The 19,225-nt window shown below is 35.4% G+C and carries 16 protein-coding genes; 11 read left to right on the top strand and 5 right to left on the bottom strand.

The features are described 5' to 3' along the window. The first annotated feature begins 9 nt into the window (after nucleotides 1-9). The 6 genes from A9G03_RS06210 (at nucleotide 10) to A9G03_RS06185 (ending at nucleotide 5,540) form a co-directional block, all read left to right on the top strand. Nucleotides 10-957: a type IV pilus twitching motility protein PilT gene (locus A9G03_RS06210; RefSeq protein ID WP_065798713.1), complete on the top strand. Its 948-nt coding sequence runs from the start codon at nucleotides 10-12 to the stop codon at nucleotides 955-957. A 477-nt stretch (nucleotides 958-1,434) separates the two neighbouring features. After that, nucleotides 1,435-2,922, top strand: a complete 1,488-nt coding sequence (locus A9G03_RS06205; RefSeq protein ID WP_065798712.1) for a hypothetical protein — start codon at nucleotides 1,435-1,437, stop codon at nucleotides 2,920-2,922. A gap of 232 nt (nucleotides 2,923-3,154) precedes the next feature. Then, entirely contained in the window at nucleotides 3,155-3,697 is a 543-nt protein-coding gene (locus tag A9G03_RS06200) for a hypothetical protein (RefSeq protein WP_065798711.1), read from the top strand. A gap of 105 nt (nucleotides 3,698-3,802) precedes the next feature. Continuing rightward, nucleotides 3,803-4,612, top strand: coding sequence for a pyrroline-5-carboxylate reductase (gene proC / locus A9G03_RS06195; RefSeq protein WP_065798710.1), 810 nt, complete (start codon nucleotides 3,803-3,805; stop codon nucleotides 4,610-4,612). A gap of 308 nt (nucleotides 4,613-4,920) precedes the next feature. Then, nucleotides 4,921-5,130 (top strand): transcription antiterminator/RNA stability regulator CspE, encoded by a 210-nt coding sequence (gene cspE / locus A9G03_RS06190; RefSeq protein ID WP_065634821.1) that lies wholly within the window; start codon nucleotides 4,921-4,923, stop codon nucleotides 5,128-5,130. Nucleotides 5,131-5,258: 128 nt separating this feature from the next. Beyond that, nucleotides 5,259-5,540: a DUF5339 family protein gene (locus A9G03_RS06185; protein WP_065634820.1), complete on the top strand. Its 282-nt coding sequence runs from the start codon at nucleotides 5,259-5,261 to the stop codon at nucleotides 5,538-5,540. A 15-nt stretch (nucleotides 5,541-5,555) separates the two neighbouring features. Here A9G03_RS06185 and A9G03_RS06180 read toward each other — a convergent pair whose 3' ends face one another. From A9G03_RS06180 to A9G03_RS06170, 3 genes are all read right to left on the bottom strand, one after another. Beyond that, a complete protein-coding gene (locus A9G03_RS06180) occupies nucleotides 5,556-6,041 on the bottom strand; it encodes a thermonuclease family protein (RefSeq protein WP_065798709.1) in 486 nt (161 codons plus the stop codon). Between the two features lie 241 nt (nucleotides 6,042-6,282). Next, on the bottom strand, nucleotides 6,283-6,804 hold the full coding sequence (fabA, locus tag A9G03_RS06175; RefSeq protein WP_065634819.1) for a bifunctional 3-hydroxydecanoyl-ACP dehydratase/trans-2-decenoyl-ACP isomerase: 522 nt from the start codon (nucleotides 6,802-6,804) through the stop codon (nucleotides 6,283-6,285). A 147-nt stretch (nucleotides 6,805-6,951) separates the two neighbouring features. Continuing rightward, a complete protein-coding gene (locus A9G03_RS06170; RefSeq protein WP_082209430.1) occupies nucleotides 6,952-8,529 on the bottom strand; it encodes a Lon protease family protein in 1,578 nt (525 codons plus the stop codon). Between the two features lie 385 nt (nucleotides 8,530-8,914). Here A9G03_RS06170 and A9G03_RS06165 point away from each other — a divergent pair, with 385 nt between their 5' ends. Continuing rightward, nucleotides 8,915-10,687, top strand: a complete 1,773-nt coding sequence (locus A9G03_RS06165; protein WP_065798707.1) for a DUF3413 domain-containing protein — start codon at nucleotides 8,915-8,917, stop codon at nucleotides 10,685-10,687. A gap of 20 nt (nucleotides 10,688-10,707) precedes the next feature. Here A9G03_RS06165 and lipA read toward each other — a convergent pair whose 3' ends face one another. Both lipA and lipB read right to left on the bottom strand, forming a co-directional pair. Beyond that, nucleotides 10,708-11,667 carry a lipoyl synthase gene (gene lipA, locus A9G03_RS06160; protein ID WP_065634816.1) on the bottom strand — a complete coding sequence of 320 codons (960 nt, stop codon included), beginning with the start codon at nucleotides 11,665-11,667 and terminating at the stop codon, nucleotides 10,708-10,710. A 13-nt stretch (nucleotides 11,668-11,680) separates the two neighbouring features. Continuing rightward, nucleotides 11,681-12,298 (bottom strand): lipoyl(octanoyl) transferase LipB, encoded by a 618-nt coding sequence (lipB, locus tag A9G03_RS06155; protein ID WP_065634815.1) that lies wholly within the window; start codon nucleotides 12,296-12,298, stop codon nucleotides 11,681-11,683. Nucleotides 12,299-12,674: 376 nt separating this feature from the next. Between lipB and aceE the strand changes: the two genes are divergently transcribed. From aceE to A9G03_RS06135, 4 genes are all read left to right on the top strand, one after another. Further along, complete coding sequence (gene aceE / locus A9G03_RS06150; protein WP_065634814.1) at nucleotides 12,675-15,341, top strand: pyruvate dehydrogenase (acetyl-transferring), homodimeric type; 2,667 nt, start codon at nucleotides 12,675-12,677, stop codon at nucleotides 15,339-15,341. 12 nt (nucleotides 15,342-15,353) lie between these two features. After that, complete coding sequence (aceF, locus tag A9G03_RS06145; RefSeq protein ID WP_081297550.1) at nucleotides 15,354-16,943, top strand: pyruvate dehydrogenase complex dihydrolipoyllysine-residue acetyltransferase; 1,590 nt, start codon at nucleotides 15,354-15,356, stop codon at nucleotides 16,941-16,943. A 16-nt stretch (nucleotides 16,944-16,959) separates the two neighbouring features. Beyond that, entirely contained in the window at nucleotides 16,960-18,384 is a 1,425-nt protein-coding gene (lpdA, locus tag A9G03_RS06140) for a dihydrolipoyl dehydrogenase (RefSeq protein ID WP_065798706.1), read from the top strand. A 302-nt stretch (nucleotides 18,385-18,686) separates the two neighbouring features. Continuing rightward, a partial coding sequence (locus A9G03_RS06135; RefSeq protein ID WP_179854746.1) for a ShlB/FhaC/HecB family hemolysin secretion/activation protein occupies nucleotides 18,687-19,225 on the top strand: 539 nt, incomplete at its 3' end.

Here is a 19,225-nt window from a genome sequence, read left to right as displayed (position 1 = left end):
AATAATTGAATGTTAAATTCATTTTTGGCTCTTAGTGTAACGCAAAATGCCTCTGATTTGCACCTTTCAAGTGGTGAAGCTGTGTGTATTCGGATTAATGGGCAATTACAATTTTTATCAGAACACAGGTTATCGCCAATAAGTTTAGAGGCGGATTTATTATCGTTATTAACTGGCGATCAAAAACAACAATTATACCAAAATAAGCAAATTGACTTCGCTTATCAGGTAAAGGAATTAGGCAGATTTAGAGTGAATATTTTTTATCAGTATCGAGGAATCTCAGCTGTTTTTCGCATAATTAAACAACACATTCCAACTCTTGCCGAGATAAATGCGCCTGAAATTTTTAAACAACTTATCAATTATGAAAGTGGCATTATTTTAGTTACCGGTTCAACAGGGAGTGGTAAGTCAACCACACTAGCATCATTAATTAATCACATTAATTTTAATCAATCAAAGCACATATTAACCTTAGAAGATCCGATTGAATTTATTTATCATAATCAAAAATCATTAATTCAACAAAGGGAGTTAACAAATTTAGAGCAGACTGTTGATAGCCTTTTAAGACAAGATCCTGACATAATATTGCTTGGGGAATTACGTAACAAAAAAGCTATCCAAACCGCATTAACAGTAGCTGAAACAGGGCATTTAGTTTTTGCTACGTTGCATACAAATTCTGCTATTGAGACTATTAATCGTATTATTGATGTATTTGAAGACAGTTCACAAGATTTTATTCGTACTCAATTATCTCATAGTTTGAAGGCAATAATAAGTCAGAAACTAGTCACCACCGAAAATGGACGTAAAGCTTTATTTGAAGTGTTAATCAATACCCCCGCAGTAAGTAATTTAATTAAAGAAGGCAAAGTTAAACAAATTTATTCTTTAATGCAAACTGGACAGCAATATGGTATGCAAATTATGCCCAAGCAGTTTGAATAGTTTAAAAAAATCATAAAAAATAGATTGTTACCAATTTAAGACTAAAATAGTTATCGTTTTATTGGGTTGATCATTATTATAATTTTTACATTATTTGCTAGGAAAATGATGCAATTATATTATGATATATTTAATAATATCTGGTATCATTTGCGAGTACTTGATTACTTAATCTAATTGAGTTTTAATAATTAAAAATCAACCTATTGAATTTTATGAAAAAATTAAGTAAATCGCTACAGGGAGTGGCAAAAATATGTTAAAATGTGGTCTTAATCGGGCATCGGGCATCGGGCATCGGGCATCGGGCATCGGGCATCGGGCATCGGGCATCGGGATTTATTAGCGCATCAAGTCGTTAGCGGTCAGCAAACTTTTCAATCTTTATTACCGAACTTATCACCAGTTCCTTTTATAATTTCTTTTTCTATCTATCTACTAACTATTTCGGTTTTATTGCCGCATCAGCTTACTAAAGTGACATTGTTTTATGCAAAACAATCATTATTAAGTAGATGGTTAATAAAATTAGTAATAGCCAGTCCTCTACCTTCTTGTTTACTAATATTGTTGTTGGTTGATACGGTATTGATAAATACGGCTCATGGTCTAACAACACAAACAGCGCAGGTAATAAATGGAAAAGGTCCTTATTTAAGTTTTGATGACGGAAAGACCGAGTCGGATACGGTTTTGCCACTATTATCGTTGACCTTACCAAATAAGAAGAAGATATTGGCATCCGAAGATAATTCAAGTATGACTAATCCTATTTTAATGGATGGCGGCTCTGTCACATTTAATGATATAAAAACAAGTATGCCCTTTACTAGTTACCCTTCAACTACTTTAGCGAATGTAATTGTGAAAAACAATTATTGGCGCGATGAGGATGGAGATAAACTTTTAACGATAACGGGGAATCTAAAGGTAAAGTGGGAAACAGCTAATGGTGATGATGTGACAAATTATGTCAAGTCAAATCCAAATTATCAGTTAAATGCGTGTCAATCACCGTATAAAATGACGATGAGTGCCGATAGTGGATCGTTAGTAACGACTTTTGGCATACCAAGTATAAGTATATTCAGTGGTGGAAGTCATAGTTACTATCTACATTATAAAGTTCCGAAAACGTGTTATGCTAAACCTAGTGTTATCAATGGTAGTGGTTTTTTTGCCGGTCCTTCAGAACAATGGGATCCAAGCAAGGGTTTTAAATTACAGGATGTAAATCAACCCGAGTCTAATTTTCCAACGACGGGGTCAAATGGTTTGAATTTTTCATTAATGGTTGAGGGGATTTCTGCACAAGCGGCCATTATACTCAATGGTTCAGTGGTTAGACCGGTAGAAGGGTCTGGTGTAACATTACAATTAACGGCTCGAAGTAGTAATATGATTGATGTTAAACTTATTGGACCAAATAAAGATTCCGCAAATAAGTGGTTTTCTCCAACTACATTTAAAATTTATGGGGATAAAAAAAAGAAACTACTGCTGTATTCATTTAAGATATCCCGTTGGTTTATTGCTGATCCAAGTGGTGCTAGTGGATTAGGGCAAGTTGATAGTGACTATGAAAAAACCAAAAGCTTCTGTAATGGTTTATTATATTATCGAATACCAAGTGTTCGCGATTATACCAATGGCAATGGTAATGATTGGAATGGTGGTTTACCTAATTTCACTCATTTAGATTACCAAAGAAGAATTAGTTATAAAGATAGCTCAGCAAAATGGGTTGGTGGAATATTTAGTGAATGGGGTATGACTTATACTGATGAAGGCGAATATGCTGCTAGCGACTGGCGTTATTGGCATGGCTACTGGACAAGTGATATTTACAGTGATGGTAATCCATTTTATGTTGATCCGAGTTTAGTTGGTGGTGGTTCTGGTATTAGCCATAAATTTCCTCAAAACTATATTAATATTAGAGCTGCTTGTGTGAACAATTACTAATAACACTAGAGCACTAATATTATTTATTTCAGCAGCTAACGGATTTAGATATAAAACATAATAGAACATTAATCTTATGCTTGTAGTGCGAAGCACACCAAGCAAGTTGAAAAAAGGTTAACATGGCATAAGAACCTTATTGCGCAAAGCGCGGTAAGGTTCTAAAAAATTGAATAAATTTTAGTCATTAGCTGTTTTAAAATTCCAAAGAATTATTAAAATTAGATATCAAATGAATACTCAAGAGAAAATCAATTTAACAGAAAATTGTTCAGCCGTGTGCTTTATTAAAGATAGTGGTTTATTTTGTAGACTTTATAATCAGTCAGCTTACATTGTTACTCAATTGCTTAAGCGTTCTTTAAAATTACAAGTTAAACAAATAAAAAAGCTAGATAATCAGTATGTGATTAGTTGTGGTTTACCAATAAAAAGTGTTTTAACTTATTTTCCTCACGTCAATAAAACAGATTGGGGATATCAATTGAATGGCGAGTTTGATACCCAAGCTTATCCAAAATGGCGGGTTGAGCAAATATCATTAGTAGAGAATAAAATTAAACAACAAAATATTGCTTTAATATCAGAGGATATTATATCGCAAACTCATTTTAATTTATTAAATTTGTCCCAAATATTCCGATTAACATCACATCAAATAGCTTATTTAATCAATCGTCCAATAACAAAATATCCGAGCTATACAGATAATCAGTTTTTGAACGAATTAAAACGTTGTTTAATAAGGCATTCTATTGAACATCAAAATAAATGATCTATTGATCCATCTGAAATAAACAAACTCATAAAATTTTGAACTTCAGCTAAAAAGTACTCTATAATAATTAGATAAATCATTCTTTGATAGGAGTATAAGTAAATGGAACAAAAAATTGGATTTATTGGTTTAGGAAATATGGGGAATGCCATTTTACAAGGGATTTTATTAAGTAATATTGTTCCAGGATCTCAGCTTTATGTTTATGACCATCATCCAGAAAAAGGGCAACGCCTTAATCAAGAATATGCTGTTAATAATCTCAATTCCGAGCGTGAAGTTGCGCGTGAATCGGATATTGTTTTTATTGCGGTTAAACCAAATGTCATTGTAGATGTATTAAACGATATTCAAAAAGAGTTAAAAAAGAATACGATTGTTATCTCAATTGCAGCAGGTGTCACAATTAAAACTATTGCAAAAAGCGTTGGTTATGAGCAAAAGATTATTCGAGTGATGCCAAATACGCCGGCATTAGTAAATGCGGCAATGTGCTCAATTACCCCTAACACAGAAGTGACAGACGATGAATTAACAATCGTGCAGTCGTTATTGAATTGTATTGGTGAAACCGAAGTTGTGCCTGAATATTTGATTGATGCGGTTGTTGGCGCTAGTGGATCTTCACCTGCATTTGTATTTATGTTTATTGAAGCGATTGCTGATGGTGCTGTTAAAGGTGGTTTGTCGAGAAAACAAGCTTATAAATTTGCAGCACAAACGGTGTTAGGATCGGCTAAACTGTTACTTAAAACCGGTAAACATCCTGGTGAGTTAAAAGATATGGTTTGTTCACCTGCTGGAACAACCATTGAAGGTGTACAAGTTCTTGAAGAAAAAGGATTTCGAGCGGCAGTTATCGATGCAGTAGAAGCAACAATCAAAAAATCGAAAGATTTGTCCGAAAAATAAATTGTTAAGTGTGACATATTACTCTAATAGAAATTCATTTTGTATACCTTTCTGTTAGAGTAATGAAATGTTGAAAGTAAAACATTTCTTGCATTCAATTGAAATTTATGCGTTAATAGTTACCAGCATATAACATGCAGATTTATTTTGTAACATTTAGATATTCGCAGTTTGTAGTTTACTTTATATCAGGGATTCGTATTAGTTTTCTTCAGTCTCCTCTTCTTAGTGTTAATAAGTAGTCTAGGTTTTATGTTTTAAAGATGGCCGTCAGCGGCTAAGATTAATTTATTTATAGGAAGATTGTTATGTCTAAGAAAACTGGTCAAGTTAAATGGTTTAATGAAAGTAAAGGTTTTGGTTTTATTTCGCCTGCAGATGGCAGTAAAGATGTATTTGTACACTTTTCAGCGATTTCTGGTGATGGCTTTAAAACTCTAGCTGAAGGTCAACAAGTAGAATTTTCTATCCAAGATAGTCCTCGTGGTCCAGCTGCTGCTGACGTTGTTCTAATTTAAATACCTCCCTTCATATCCTATCTTATCAGCAACTATTTGCTGGTAAGATAACAAGCAAAATAATTCTACATATATACTTTTAAAAAATACTTTATAACGTATCAATAGTAAAATAATATGAGGAAAAAATGAAAAAATTACTACTTACCATCTCATTACTGGGATTATCTTCTTTTGCCATGGCAGACTTATCAGCGTCTTGTAAAACTTACTTTGATAAAGTGGATAACCTAATTAAAGCCATTCCAGATAATGCAGCGACCAAACAACAAACGGATATGTTGAAACAAAATTTAGAAATGGGTAAAAAGCAAGTTATTGCAATGTCTCAAGCTGATCAAGAAAATGCTTGTAAGAAAGGATTAGATGCATTAAAACAAGCAGAAGCAGCATTATCTTCTAAAAAATAATGCGCTAAAGTTTATTTATCGTTTATTACGATGTCGAAAATCCCAAGGGGCTATAGGATTTTTATCTTTCCAAAGCCCTTTTTTGTTTTGTTTGGCTTGCGTTTCTAATCTTATCATTTCTTGATTATTCGCTATTCCTTTATAACGGTAAGCCCAAGCATAGCCGCTTTCAACCATCTTAGCATTGATATTTATCTTATTCGAAAATACAGTACCTAATGTTCGTTGGTATATATCTTTTTTACTCTCTTTTATAAAAACAGCTTTACCAGCAACAAGTGACGCTAAATATTTTCTCGACACATTGCCATAAGCTTGTTTTTTTTCGGGCGCATCGATATCTAACAATCTAACTCTAATTTTTTGTTTAGCGTTGGTTAATACATCAATTGTATCGCCATCAATCACTTTGACTACTTTGCCTGCAAAATCAGCATAAACAAAAGAACTGAATAAAAAAGAAAAAACACTAATAATAAAAAAACGTTTTAACAAAATCATATTTAACAACTTAAAAAATAAACTTATTATGGTGATTACTATCAATATAATGAACTAGTTTATATTGTTATAAGGAATGTAATTCGGTCATAGGTAAAATAGCTAACTTAGTTGAGCTGCAATGAAAAACAGCAAAAACACGTTGTTATTAATGATACCCAACCAACCACTATTGTCTACTAAATAGTTAGTTTAGCCTTACAACATGCGCGTTATAAGACTAAGTAATCTTTGTTATGAATTAAAATTCGCTGGTATCTTTAAATAATCCAACTTTTAGATCAGTTGCTTCATAAATTAATTTACCATCAACATAAACTTCGCCATCCCCAATTCCCATAATTAATTTACGGTTAATGACGCGTTTAAAATGAATTTTATAAGTTACTTTTTTATTTTTTGGTAGGATCTGACCTTTTAATTTTAATTCACCAACACCAAGGGCGCGTCCTTTACCTTTACCGCCAATCCAACCAAGATAAAAGCCAACTAATTGCCATAATGCATCTAAGCCCAGGCAACCAGGCATCACAGGATCATTTTTAAAGTGACATTTAAAGAACCACAAATCAGGATTGATATCGAATTCTGCTTCAACATAACCTTTACTATAGTTGCCGCCATCTTCATTCATTTCAATCACACGATCCATCATTAACATTAGATCAGAAGGTAAAGGAGGACCATCATGACCAAATAATTCACTATTGCCTGATTTAATCAAATCTGCTTTATCGTACGAAGACTTACGTTCAAATGTCATAAAAAAACCTTTTATTTGTTGTTATTACTTTCATGGTCAAAATAACGGTATTATTAATATCCATGTTATAAAAATAGATAGTGCTTAAACAGTATCAGTTTAACTCATTAATAAATGAGATTTTGCTTTAAAGTGTATTGGTTATTGTTATTTTTTGCAATATTTTTGCCATCTACTCAACCAACTGTCGTGTTTTTTATCTTGCAGTAACAGTGATTGCATGCGCGCCTGAATCAATTTGTATAAGCTAATACCATGCTCATCTTTATAGGGAATACCCGTTAGTAAATACAAGGCATCGGCAATATGCTCAACTGCCCAAATTGAAAATTTATTTTCTATCACTGCATTAATCACTTCATCGCTTAAACTCAAATGGCGTTGGTTACTGGCGGGAATAATAACACCTTGGTGGCCAGTTAAGCCTTGATGCTGACAAACGGCAAAAAAACCTTCTATTTTTTCATTTACGCCACCAATTGACTGTACATGACCAAACTGATCAACTGAACCGGTAACAGCTAATTGTTGATCGATAGGCTGATTGGATAATGCACTAATAAGTGCACAAAATCCAGCAAGTGAAGCACTATCACCATCGATTTCACTATAAGATTGTTCAAACACTAAAGATGTTGAAAAAGGTAATTGATGATTTATCGCAAATTCAGACATCATAAATGCTTGCATTATCATCATTCCTTTAGAATGAATGTTGCCTGCAAGGTCAGTTTTACGTTCAATGTCAATCAATTCACCATCACCAAAATGAATAATGCAACTTAAACGAGAGGGTTCCCCAATGGCTCTCGGATAACCTGGATATTCAATGACAGATAACCCATTTATTTGCCCAACAACCTGATCTTTGGTATTAATCATTATCTGGTTGGTAAATATTTCATCATAAAACCGCTCAGTTAAATAACTTTCGCGCCAGAGCTTTTGCTTGATTGACTTGCTTATAGCTGACTCATCAATGACACTATTTTGCATATAATGGGCAGCATTAACTAATAAGGCGTAAACCCAATCAACCGCCATCGGAAGATAAAATTGATCGCCGGTATAACGTGTTGCTTCTTTATATAACCTAGTGAATGCTGATTTATCAATATGTGGTAAGTTTTGATTGTCAGCTAAAAATTCTAAGTAATTAAACCACTGTTCTATCTGTAAAGGTGAGTTAACGGCTAATTCGTTTTCAAACTCACTATAAATTGAAGTAGAGTAAAACTCGGGATCGAGATCTTGTAATTCGGTTAAGCTTAATCTATCACCGACTAAAATAATGCGTAAATCAAGAGGCATTTTGGGAATAGCAATAGGCAATGGGTGTAATTCATCAGCAGAAAACCATTCAAATTCTTGTTTTATCACCATCTGTTTTAATTTAAACCACAATGATGGTTGGGCAAGTAACGAGCGAAGTCCTAAAATCAAAAAACCACCATTGGCTTGATGAACTAATCCTGCTTGTAATTTGATAGGATCATTTTCCGGTTGTCGAACGCAGCCTAATAGCATTTCACTGTCGAAAGAGAGGGCTGTTAAACACGTATCTTGAACAGCAAAGTTATCTTGTTTACTTTTGGCCTTTGTTAGCGTGATTTTGTTATCATTGATATAATAACTAAAGCCTAAAATAGAGGTTGAAATACTAGGTTTGATTGCTTGTTTAAATAAACTAAAAAACAGTTCGCTTTCTGTCCCTTTTAGGAGCATAAACCGAGGGGTATAAGCTTGCTTTTGCTTTGGGCACAATAGTGAAAAGGCATCGGCAATTCGTGGTTGCCATGTCAATAAATTATTTACCTCTTTAGTGGCTAAATCAGAAGGTATTTTTTTGTTATTAACGATGATTTCGATTTGTTTTAAATCTGGTTGAAGCTGTTGTGCTTCGAGTTGTTTGATTGCCAAAATGAGTATCTTTTTTGTTAGCCAAATAAATCTTTAAATTATAGCAAGTATCGATTGTAACGCCAACAAATTACCGAGATCTTTATGCTAACAAATAAAAAATTTACAGAAAGATTTTTCAAAATCAGGTAAACTATGCCATAAATTAATAGTTACTAATCATTGTTATCATCATTGCCAACAATTAAATATGCTCAAACTTAAAAATAATCATTTTAAAGATGAACAAGTTTCACAAATTGTGAGCTGGGGACACTGGTTTACATTATTTAATATTTTTGTCGTAATTATTCTTGGTAGTCAATACTTGATGATTGGGGACTGGCCTCGCACATTTATGGGAAGATTTTATGCCATTATTAGTGCGATTGGGCATTTTAGTTTTTTGACTTTTATTGCTTACTTGATTTTACTTTTTCCATTAAGTTTTTTCATTTATTCATCAAGATGGCAACGCATCATTGCAACAATTATAGCTACTTTAGGTATTACCTTACTTTTAATAGATATTGACGTTTTTTCGCATTTTCGAATGCATCTTAATTTATCGATTTGGCAATTGCTAACTACGCAAAAGGCTTCTTTTTTAAGTACAGCATTTATTCTTATTCCGTTTATCCTCCTTATTGAGATTTTATTTGCAATCTGGAGCTGGAAAAAGTTACGTAGCCTTACTAAACGAAAACGATTTGCAAAGCCTGTTGTGCTTATATTTATTCTTTGCTTTATATCTTCTCATCTTATTCACATTTGGGCCGATGCTAATTTTTATCGACCAATAACTATGCAGCGTTCAAGCCTGCCACTGTCTTATCCACTTACCGCAAGGCATTTTCTTGAGCGTTATGGTTTTATTGAGCAAAATGATTATCGTAATCGAGTTATTCAAGAAGGTAATCCATTCGCGCTTGCAATTGAGTATCCACTTGGACGTATTACATTTAATACCGAACAACAGATGAAAAATGTGGTAATGATTGCTATAGATGGGTGGAATTATGACTTGTTTTATAACAATATGCCTTGGTTAAATCAATTTGCGCAAAACAATCTCTTTTTTGCTAATCATTATGGTGCAAGTAATCAGTCATATTTAAATGATTTTTCATTGTTTTATGGGTTAGATCCAAATTATTACAACAGTATTTTAGCGAGTCACAAAACTTCGGCTTTAATTGATGCGGTGATAAAGCAACATTATAATTTAGGATTATTTTCGGCAGATGGTTTTGCTGAACCTCTCTATCGTTATGCATTACTCTCTAATTTTACATTGCCAGAACCTAAAAAACAGACTAATCGACAGGTGACGGATAACTGGATGGCATGGCATGACAAACAGAATGAATTGGATAACCATGCACCTTTATTTTCTGTCATTCAATATTCACTGGGCTTTAAAAATAAAAATATGCCGATAGCGGAATTAAAAACAGAGGCAAAAAAATTAGATCAGTATTTAGAATCGATAATTAGCTACTTAAAATTATCAAATGCATTCGATAATACGATTATTGTTATCACTGGTTCAAATGACATTAGTGTCAATGAAAATTTGAAAATTGCTATACGTGATAATACAAAAAGTTTTAGTCGTGAATCACTAAAAGTACCGTTAATTATTTCTTGGCCAAATAAAGAGATGAAACAAATTAGTGATGTAACTACGCAAACTGATATTTTGAGTACATTAATGCAAGAAGCATTTAACGTTACCACGCCACTTCAACAATATAGCCAAGGTAAAAACCTATTTGATCAAAAATCTAGACAATGGATCATTGCTGGTAATGAAAACGAAATAGCAGCACTTTATAACGATAAAACTGTTGTACTAGATGAATTTGGACGCTCAAAAGTTTATGATTTAAATGATAAACTAGAAAAAGATGAGAAGATAAGCTTACCGATATTCTTACAAATTGTAACTGAAAACCGTCGGTTTATGGTTTATGATGATTAAAAGAGTAAAAAAGGTGAAGATTACTTCACCTCTTTTCCCATGGCTTGTAAATCGGCATGATAAGATGAACGAACAAATGGGCCGCATGCGGCATGAGTGAATCCCATATTTAATGCGATTTGTTTTAACTCATCAAATTCTTCCGGTGGCACATAACGCTCAACCGGTAGATGATATTTGCTTGGTTGTAGATATTGACCTAACGTCAGCATAGTTACGCCATGAGTGCGTAGATCTTTCAATACCTGAATCAGTTCTTCATTAGTTTCACCAAGTCCCACCATTAAACCAGATTTTGTGGGTATTTCAGGATGTCTTTCTTTAAAAGCGGCTAATAATTTTAGTGAACCTTGATAACTCGCACCGGGACGAATTTTTTTATATAAACGAGGAATGTTTTCTAAATTGTGGTTAAAGACATCGGGTGGATTGTCACTTAATACCTTAACCGCTTCATCAATGCAACCACGAAAATCCGGCGTTAAAGTTTCAACTTTAATATTAGGACTTAATGCTCTAATTTCTTTGGTACACGAAGCAAAATGGCTCGCGCCTCCATCTTTAAGATCATCACGATCTACCGAGGTAATTACTACATAACGCAGTCTCATTTCTTGTATAGTTTTAGCTAATTTTATAGGTTCTTCACGATCTGGCGGTAAAGGTCGCCCGTGTGCAACGTCACAAAATGGGCAACGACGCGTACAAATATCGCCTAAAATCATAAAAGTCGCGGTTCCATGATTAAAGCACTCAGCTAAATTAGGACAAGAAGCCTCTTCACAAACTGAATGTAAACCGTGTTTGCGCATGGTATTTTTAATATGCGAAATGTTATCAGAATGAACCGGTAATTTGATTTTCATCCATTCTGGCTTTTTCAGTGGCGCTACATCTTCAACTGTAATGGTTGGGATTAATCGTGTTTTATCAGCATCACGATATTTTGAACTTCTGATTATTGTTTCATTATTTTGCATAATTTATATCTTATTAGTTTGTTAACTGCTTGATGAAATTATTGGTTAACAATTGTTTTATTTTTTTACGATCAATTGGCGAGACATATTCTTTTAATTGTGTCATTTGTAATCCTGCATAACCACAAGGATTGATATTTTGAAAAGGTCCAAGATCCATATCAATATTCAATGCAAGCCCGTGCAATGTGCAGCCTCTTTTAATATGTAATCCGAGTGAACAAATTTTCTTATTATTTATATACACACCCGGTGCATCGACTTTAGCGTAAGCTATAATACCATAGTGTTGCAAAGCATCGATGACACTCTTTTCCAAATAACTGACAATATCACGAATGCCGATCTTACGTCGTTTCAAATCAAATAATATATACATAATTTGCTGACCAGGTGCATGATAGGTAATTTGTCCGCCGCGATCAGTTTGTACAATCGGAATATCTGTTTTGCATAACAAATGTTCTGGCTTGCCAACTTTTCCTTGAGTAAAAACAGGATAGTGCTCAACTAACCAAATTTCATCCAATGTTTGTTCATTGCGATTAAGTGTAAATTCATGCATGGCTTGATAAGTTTGCAGATAGGGCTGTATATCTAAATCCTTAATAATAATATTTTCTACTTTCATCTTCACTGTAGCTTTAATCTGCCATTTTTATCAAAAACTTACATCTATATATCAGATTTTACTATAACTTGACAATACATAGCTAATCACGGTATAACCAATCTCATTAATTCAGATAAATTAATTTTTATTAAATTTGATTTATATCAATTGATTATGATCTTATTTAAATCAATAATTGAAATGGTTGATTAATTTGATAGGAATTAACATTCTTTTCTAAACTATGGTTTGCTTTACTTTTTCTTTGAAAATGGCAGACTTATACTAAATAAGCTCCGTAATGCAGAGTAGAAGGTTATAAGTTAGTTATGGCTTACGTTATAGCTAAGGATAGCAAAAGCTGCATTTTTTTTAACAAAAAAGAGGTTTTTATATGTCGGACATGCAAGTGAATGATATCGATCCTATTGAAACACAAGATTGGCTAAAAAGTCTTGATTCAATTATTCGTGAGGAAGGAATCGAACGTGCACAATATATTATTGAACAAATAGTCAATAAAGCCAAAGATGGTGGTGTACCTTTACTTTTTGGTTCTTCAACCAGTAACTATATCAATACCATCCCTGTAGAAGAGGAGCCTGCATATCCGGGGGATTGGGAAATTGAAAGACGCATTCGTTCAATTGTTCGTTGGAATGCTATTATGATGGTACTTAGAGCGTCTAAAAAGGATTTAGAGCTTGGCGGTCATATGGCATCATTCCAGTCTGCTGCTACATTTTATGAAGTTTGTTTTAACCACTTTTTCCGCGCTAGAAATGAAAAAGATGGTGGTGACTTAGTTTATTTCCAAGGTCATATCTCACCAGGTATTTATTCACGTGCATTTGTTGAAGGTCGTTTGACTGAAGAACAATTAGATAATTTCCGTCAAGAAGTTCATGGTAAAGGGTTATCATCTTATCCTCATCCAAAATTAATGCCTGAATTTTGGCAATTCCCAACTGTTTCTATGGGATTAGGTCCGGTTAGTGCGATTTTCCAAGCTCGATTCTTAAAATATCTAAACCATCGTGGACTAAAAGATACTTCAGAACAAACTGTCTATGCATTTTTAGGTGATGGTGAAATGGATGAGCCAGAATCAAAAGGGGCAATCACAGTTGCAACTCGTGAAAAACTAGACAATTTAGTTTTTGTTATCAACTGTAATTTACAACGCTTAGATGGCCCTGTAACTGGTAATGGTAAAATCATCAATGAACTCGAAGGTGTATTTGCTGGTGCGGGTTGGAATGTCATTAAAGTGCTTTGGGGTGATCGTTGGGATAAATTATTACAAAAAGATAAATCAGGTAAATTAATCCGTCTAATGAACGAAACACTCGATGGTGATTACCAAACATTAAAATCTAAAGATGGTGCTTATGTTCGTGAACACTTCTTTGGTAAATACCCTGAAACCGCTGCCTTAGTTAAAGATATGTCTGATGAAGAGATCTTTAGATTAAATCGAGGTGGTCAAGATCCATCTAAAATGTTTGCTGCATTTATGCGAGCAAAACAAACTAAAGATCGACCAACTGTAATTTTAGCTCATACTATTAAAGGTTATGGTATGGGTGAAGCGGCTGAAGCGAAAAATATTGCTCACCAAGTTAAAAAAATGAATATGGATGGTGTTCGTCATGTTCGTGATTTCTTCAATATTCCTGTGACAGACGATGCACTAGAAAAATTACCATATATCAAATTTGAAGAACATACGCCTGAATACAAATATATTCATGAACGTCGTAATGCGCTGCATGGCTATGTTCCGTCAAGATTAACCAAGTTCTCTGGAACAGTTTCAATTCCACCATTAAGTGAATTTGCGCCATTACTTGAAGCACAAACTAAAGAAATTTCAACAACAATTGCTTTTGTTCGTGCACTTAACATCATGCTTAAGGACAAAGAGTTAGCACCTCGTTTAGTGCCAATTCTTGCTGATGAAGCGCGTACTTTTGGTATGGAAGGCTTATTCCGTCAAATTGGTATCTATAATCCACATGGACAACAATATACCCCACAAGACAGAGAACAAGTCGCTTACTATCGTGAAGATGAAAAAGGTCAGATTTTACAAGAAGGAATCAATGAATGTGGTGCGACAGCTTCTTGGATTGCTGCTGCAACTTCATATAGTACTAATGATTTCCCAATGATTCCATTCTATATTTATTACTCAATGTTTGGTTTCCAACGCATTGGTGATTTAATGTGGGCAGCTGGTGATCAACAAGCTCGCGGATTTATGATCGGTGGTACATCTGGACGCACAACCCTAAATGGTGAAGGTTTACAACACCAAGATGGTCATAGCCATATTCAAGCTTTAACTATTCCTAATTGTATCTCTTATGATCCTGCATATGCTTATGAAGTCGCTGTAATTATGCAAGATGGTTTACGTCGTATGTATGGCGAACAAGAAAATGTTTACTACTACATCACAACTCTTAACGAAAATTATGCGCAACCAGCAATGCCAGAAGGTGCTGAAGAGGGGATTCGTCGAGGTATTTATAAACTTGATACTGTTGCAGGTCAAAAAGGTAAACCAACTGTTCAATTATTAGGTTCAGGTTCTATTTTACGTCACGTACGTGAAGCAGCTGATATTTTAGCAAAAGATTATGGGGTTAACTCAGAAGTCTACAGTGTAACATCATTTACCGAGCTTGCTCGTGATGGACAAGATTGTGAACGTTACAATATGTTACATCCAAGTGAAACACCAAAAGTGCCTTATGTTGCACAGGTGATGAACAACAATCCAGCGGTTGTCTCAACTGACTATATGAAACTGTTTGCTGAACAAATCCGCGGTTTTGTTCCTGCCGAAAGTTACCGAGTATTGGGTACTGATGGCTTTGGTCGCAGTGATAGTCGAGAAAACTTGCGCCATCATTTTGAGGTAGATGCATCTTACGTTGTTGTTGCTGCATTGGGTGAACTTGCTAAACGTGGTGATATTCAAGCTAGTGTGGTTGAAGAAGCCATCAAAAAATTTGAAATCAACCCAGATAAACTCAACCCACGTATTGCATAAGAGGTAAAAAGAATGAGTATAGAAATAAAATTACCCGACATTGGTGGTGATGAAGTTGAAGTAACCGAAATTTTAGTCAAAGTCGGTGATAAAGTTGCTGTTGACGATAATATTATGACTGTTGAAGGTGATAAAGCGTCAATGGAAATTCCAGCACCACAAGCAGGCGTAGTCAAATCTATCATTGTGAAAGTTGGTGACAAAGTAAAAACTGGTGTTGCTATTATGGAATTTGATGAAGATGGTGCAAGTGCACCAGCTACCAAAGAAGAGCCAAAATCAGCGCCAGCTGCATCTGCTGCTCCAGCCGCAAGTCAAATTGTTGATGTCAATGTGCCTGATATCGGTGGTGATGAGGTTGAAGTCACTGAAATTTCGGTTAAAGTTGGTGATAGCGTAGCAATCGATGATAACATCATTACTGTTGAAGGCGATAAAGCGTCAATGGAAGTGCCTGCAACCGTTGCCGGTGTCGTTAAAAATATTGTTGTTAAAGTTGGCGATAAAGTTAAAACTGGTTCTAAAATAATGGAATTTGAAACTGCTGCAACTAGCGCGCCGGCAAAAGCAGACACTTCAACACCGGTGTCAACACCCGCTCAAGTAGCTGCGGCGCCTGCAACAGTAGCCGAGCCGGTTAAGGCGTCAGCTCCAGCAGCGGCTGGGAATGATTTTGTTGAAAATGATGCGTATGCACATGCAACACCATCTGTTCGTCGTTTAGCTCGCGAATTTGGCGTTAATCTTGCTAAAGTGACACCAACAGGTCCTAAACATCGTATTTTACGTGAGGATATTCAAGCTTACGTTAAAAATGCGGTTAAACAAGTTGAAAGTGGCAATGCGGGTGGTGCATTACCTGGCTTATTACCATGGCCAAAAGTTGATTTCAGTAAATTTGGTGAAGTAGAATCATTACCATTAACTAAGATTCAAAAAGTATCTGGTGCTAATTTACATCGTAACTGGGTGATGATTCCGCATGTTACTGAATTTGATGAAACAGATATTACCGATCTAGAAGCATTTCGTAAGCAACAAAATGCTGAAGCTGATAAGAAAAAACTTGATCTTAAAATCACACCACTTGTGTTTATTATGAAAGCAGTGGCAAGTGCGTTAACGGCTTACCCACGCTTTAACAGTTCATTATCTGAAGATGCACAAACTTTAATCATTAAAAAATACATTAATATTGGGGTAGCAGTTGATACGCCAAATGGTTTAGTAGTGCCGGTATTTAAAGATGTGAATAAAAAAGGTATTGTTGAACTTTCACGTGAACTGGCTGAAATTTCTAAAAAAGCGCGTGACGGTAAATTAACAGGTTCAGACATGCAAGGTGGTTGTTTTACCATTTCTAGCCTAGGCGGAATTGGTACCACTTCATTTACACCAATTGTAAATGCGCCTGAAGTCGGAATTTTAGGGGTGTCGCGCTCAACCATGAAACCTGTTTGGAATGGTAAAGAGTTTACACCGCGCTTAATGTTACCATTGTCATTATCATTCGATCACCGCGTGATTGATGGTGCTGACGGTGCACGCTTCTTAAGCCATATTGTTAACGTATTATCCGACTTACGTCGTTTAGTGATGTAGTGGAGGAAAATAGATTATGAGTCAAGAAGTTAAAACACAAGTTGTGGTTTTAGGTGCAGGACCAGCGGGATATTCCGCTGCGTTCCGTGCAGCCGATCTTGGTTTAGATGTCACCTTAGTTGAACGTTACTCGACGTTAGGTGGTGTATGTCTGAACGTAGGTTGTATTCCTTCTAAAGCATTACTGCATGTTGCTAAAGTAATGGATGAAGCTAAATCATTAACTGAACATGGTATTCATTTTGGTACCCCAAAACTTGAATTAGATAAAGTACGCGGTTGGAAAGAGAAAGTCATCAATCAGCTCACTAATGGATTAGCGGGTATGGCTAAAATGCGTAAAGTCAACGTAATTCAAGGTGAAGCGCAATTTACTGGTAGTCATACTATGGATGTGACATCGTCAAAAGGCATTACCAAAATTACCTTTGATAATGCGATTATTGCAGCTGGTTCACGCCCAATTACATTACCATTTATTCCTCATGAAGATCCGCGTATTTGGGATTCAACCGATGCATTAGCGTTAACCACCATTCCTAAAAAATTATTACTAATGGGTGGGGGAATTATCGGACTTGAAATGGGTACTGTCTATCATGCCCTAGGTTCAGAAGTGGATGTGGTTGAAATGTTCGACCAAGTGATTCCTGCGGCTGATAAGGATGTAGTTAAAGTTTTCACTAAACAAATCCAGAAGAAGTTTACCCTAAGACTGGAAACTAAAGTCACTACCGTTGAAGCAAAACATGATGCCATTTATGTCACCATGGAGAAAAAAGACGGAACGACCGAAACACATACTTATGATGCCGTGTTAGTCGCAATTGGACGTACCCCAAATGGTAAACTAATTGGCGCTGAAAAAGCTGGCGTAAATGTTACCGATCGTGGCTTTATCGAAGTTGACAAACAAATGCGCACTAATGTACCGCATATTTATGCGATAGGTGACGTAGTGGGTCAACCAATGCTTGCGCACAAAGGTGTGCATGAAGGGCATGTTGCTGCTGAAGTGATTGCCGGTAAAAAACACTTCTTCGATCCAAAAACTATCCCTTCAATTGCATACACCGAGCCTGAAGTAGCTTGGGTTGGTTTAACCGAAAAAGAAGCCAAAGCTAAAGGTATTGATTACGAAGTTGCAATCTTCCCATGGTCAGCATCAGGACGCGCGATTGCTTCTGATTGTTCAGAGGGTATGACAAAACTGATCTTCAATAAAGCTGATAATCGCTTGCTTGGTGGTGCGGTTGTCGGTGTTAATGGTGGTGAGCTACTAGGTGAAATCACTTTAGCTGTTGAAATGGGATGTGATGCAGAAGATATTGCATTAACTATCCATGCTCATCCAACATTACATGAATCAATCGGCTTAGCGTCCGAAATTTATGAAGGATCGGTAACCGATCTACCGAATGTAAAAGCGAAGAAAAAATAGTTAAAACAGACTTTTTAATTGTATATAAAATGCCATTAGTATTAAAAATGCTAATGGCATTTTTATTTCGATTAACAATCCCATTTTCAACGCCAATAACAAACGCAGTATTTAACTTTTTATTTATTGGTTTGATTTAAATTCAGGACGTTATATCTCAATCAACTTATTAATATTTACATAAAACTTACAGTAAAATCACAAACATTTACACCGAATTTACAACCTGTGTATACATATCGGTTATTACTCATTAGTATGGCCGACATGGTTTTATGTGTCTATTTTGTAGCGTTGTGATTATGTCTTTCTCCGTAAAAAATTTTGTATTAACGGCTGTCATTACTATTTCGCCGTCTTGTTTATTATTCGCCGAGCCGCCACCGATAAAAGTTATTAGTGATGAGCAGCTTATTCATCAACAAGAGCGCGACAAAGCTTTACAAGAAACATTGACGCCCGCCACTCCCGATATCCGTTTATTACCGCCCTCAACCCACACAGGTGAACTTAATTTTCCTACTGAATCATTATGTTTTGTTATCAATCAAGTGCAGTTACTTGAGCGGGATAAATTACCCTGGTTTATTCCCTTAAATAAATTGGCTAAACAAGCTGAGCACCACTGCTTAGGCTCGCAAGGTGTTAATTTATTGATGAAAGCAATACAAGACAGACTGATTAGCTATGGTTATATCACCACGCGAGTGGTGGCGCCAGAACAAGATTTGGCAAGTGGTAAGTTGCAACTATTATTGGTTGAAGGTAAAACCCGGCATATTTATTACAGTGATGATAGTGATAACTATGCCCAGCTTTATACAGCCATGCCAGCACGCGA

Source organism: Gilliamella sp. wkB171 (assembly GCF_001693755.1).
GTDB classification, from domain to species: Bacteria; Pseudomonadota; Gammaproteobacteria; order Enterobacterales; family Orbaceae; genus Gilliamella; species Gilliamella apicola_F.
Note: the sequence above shows the minus strand (reverse complement) of the source record. Positions and strands in the feature narration are given on the sequence as shown.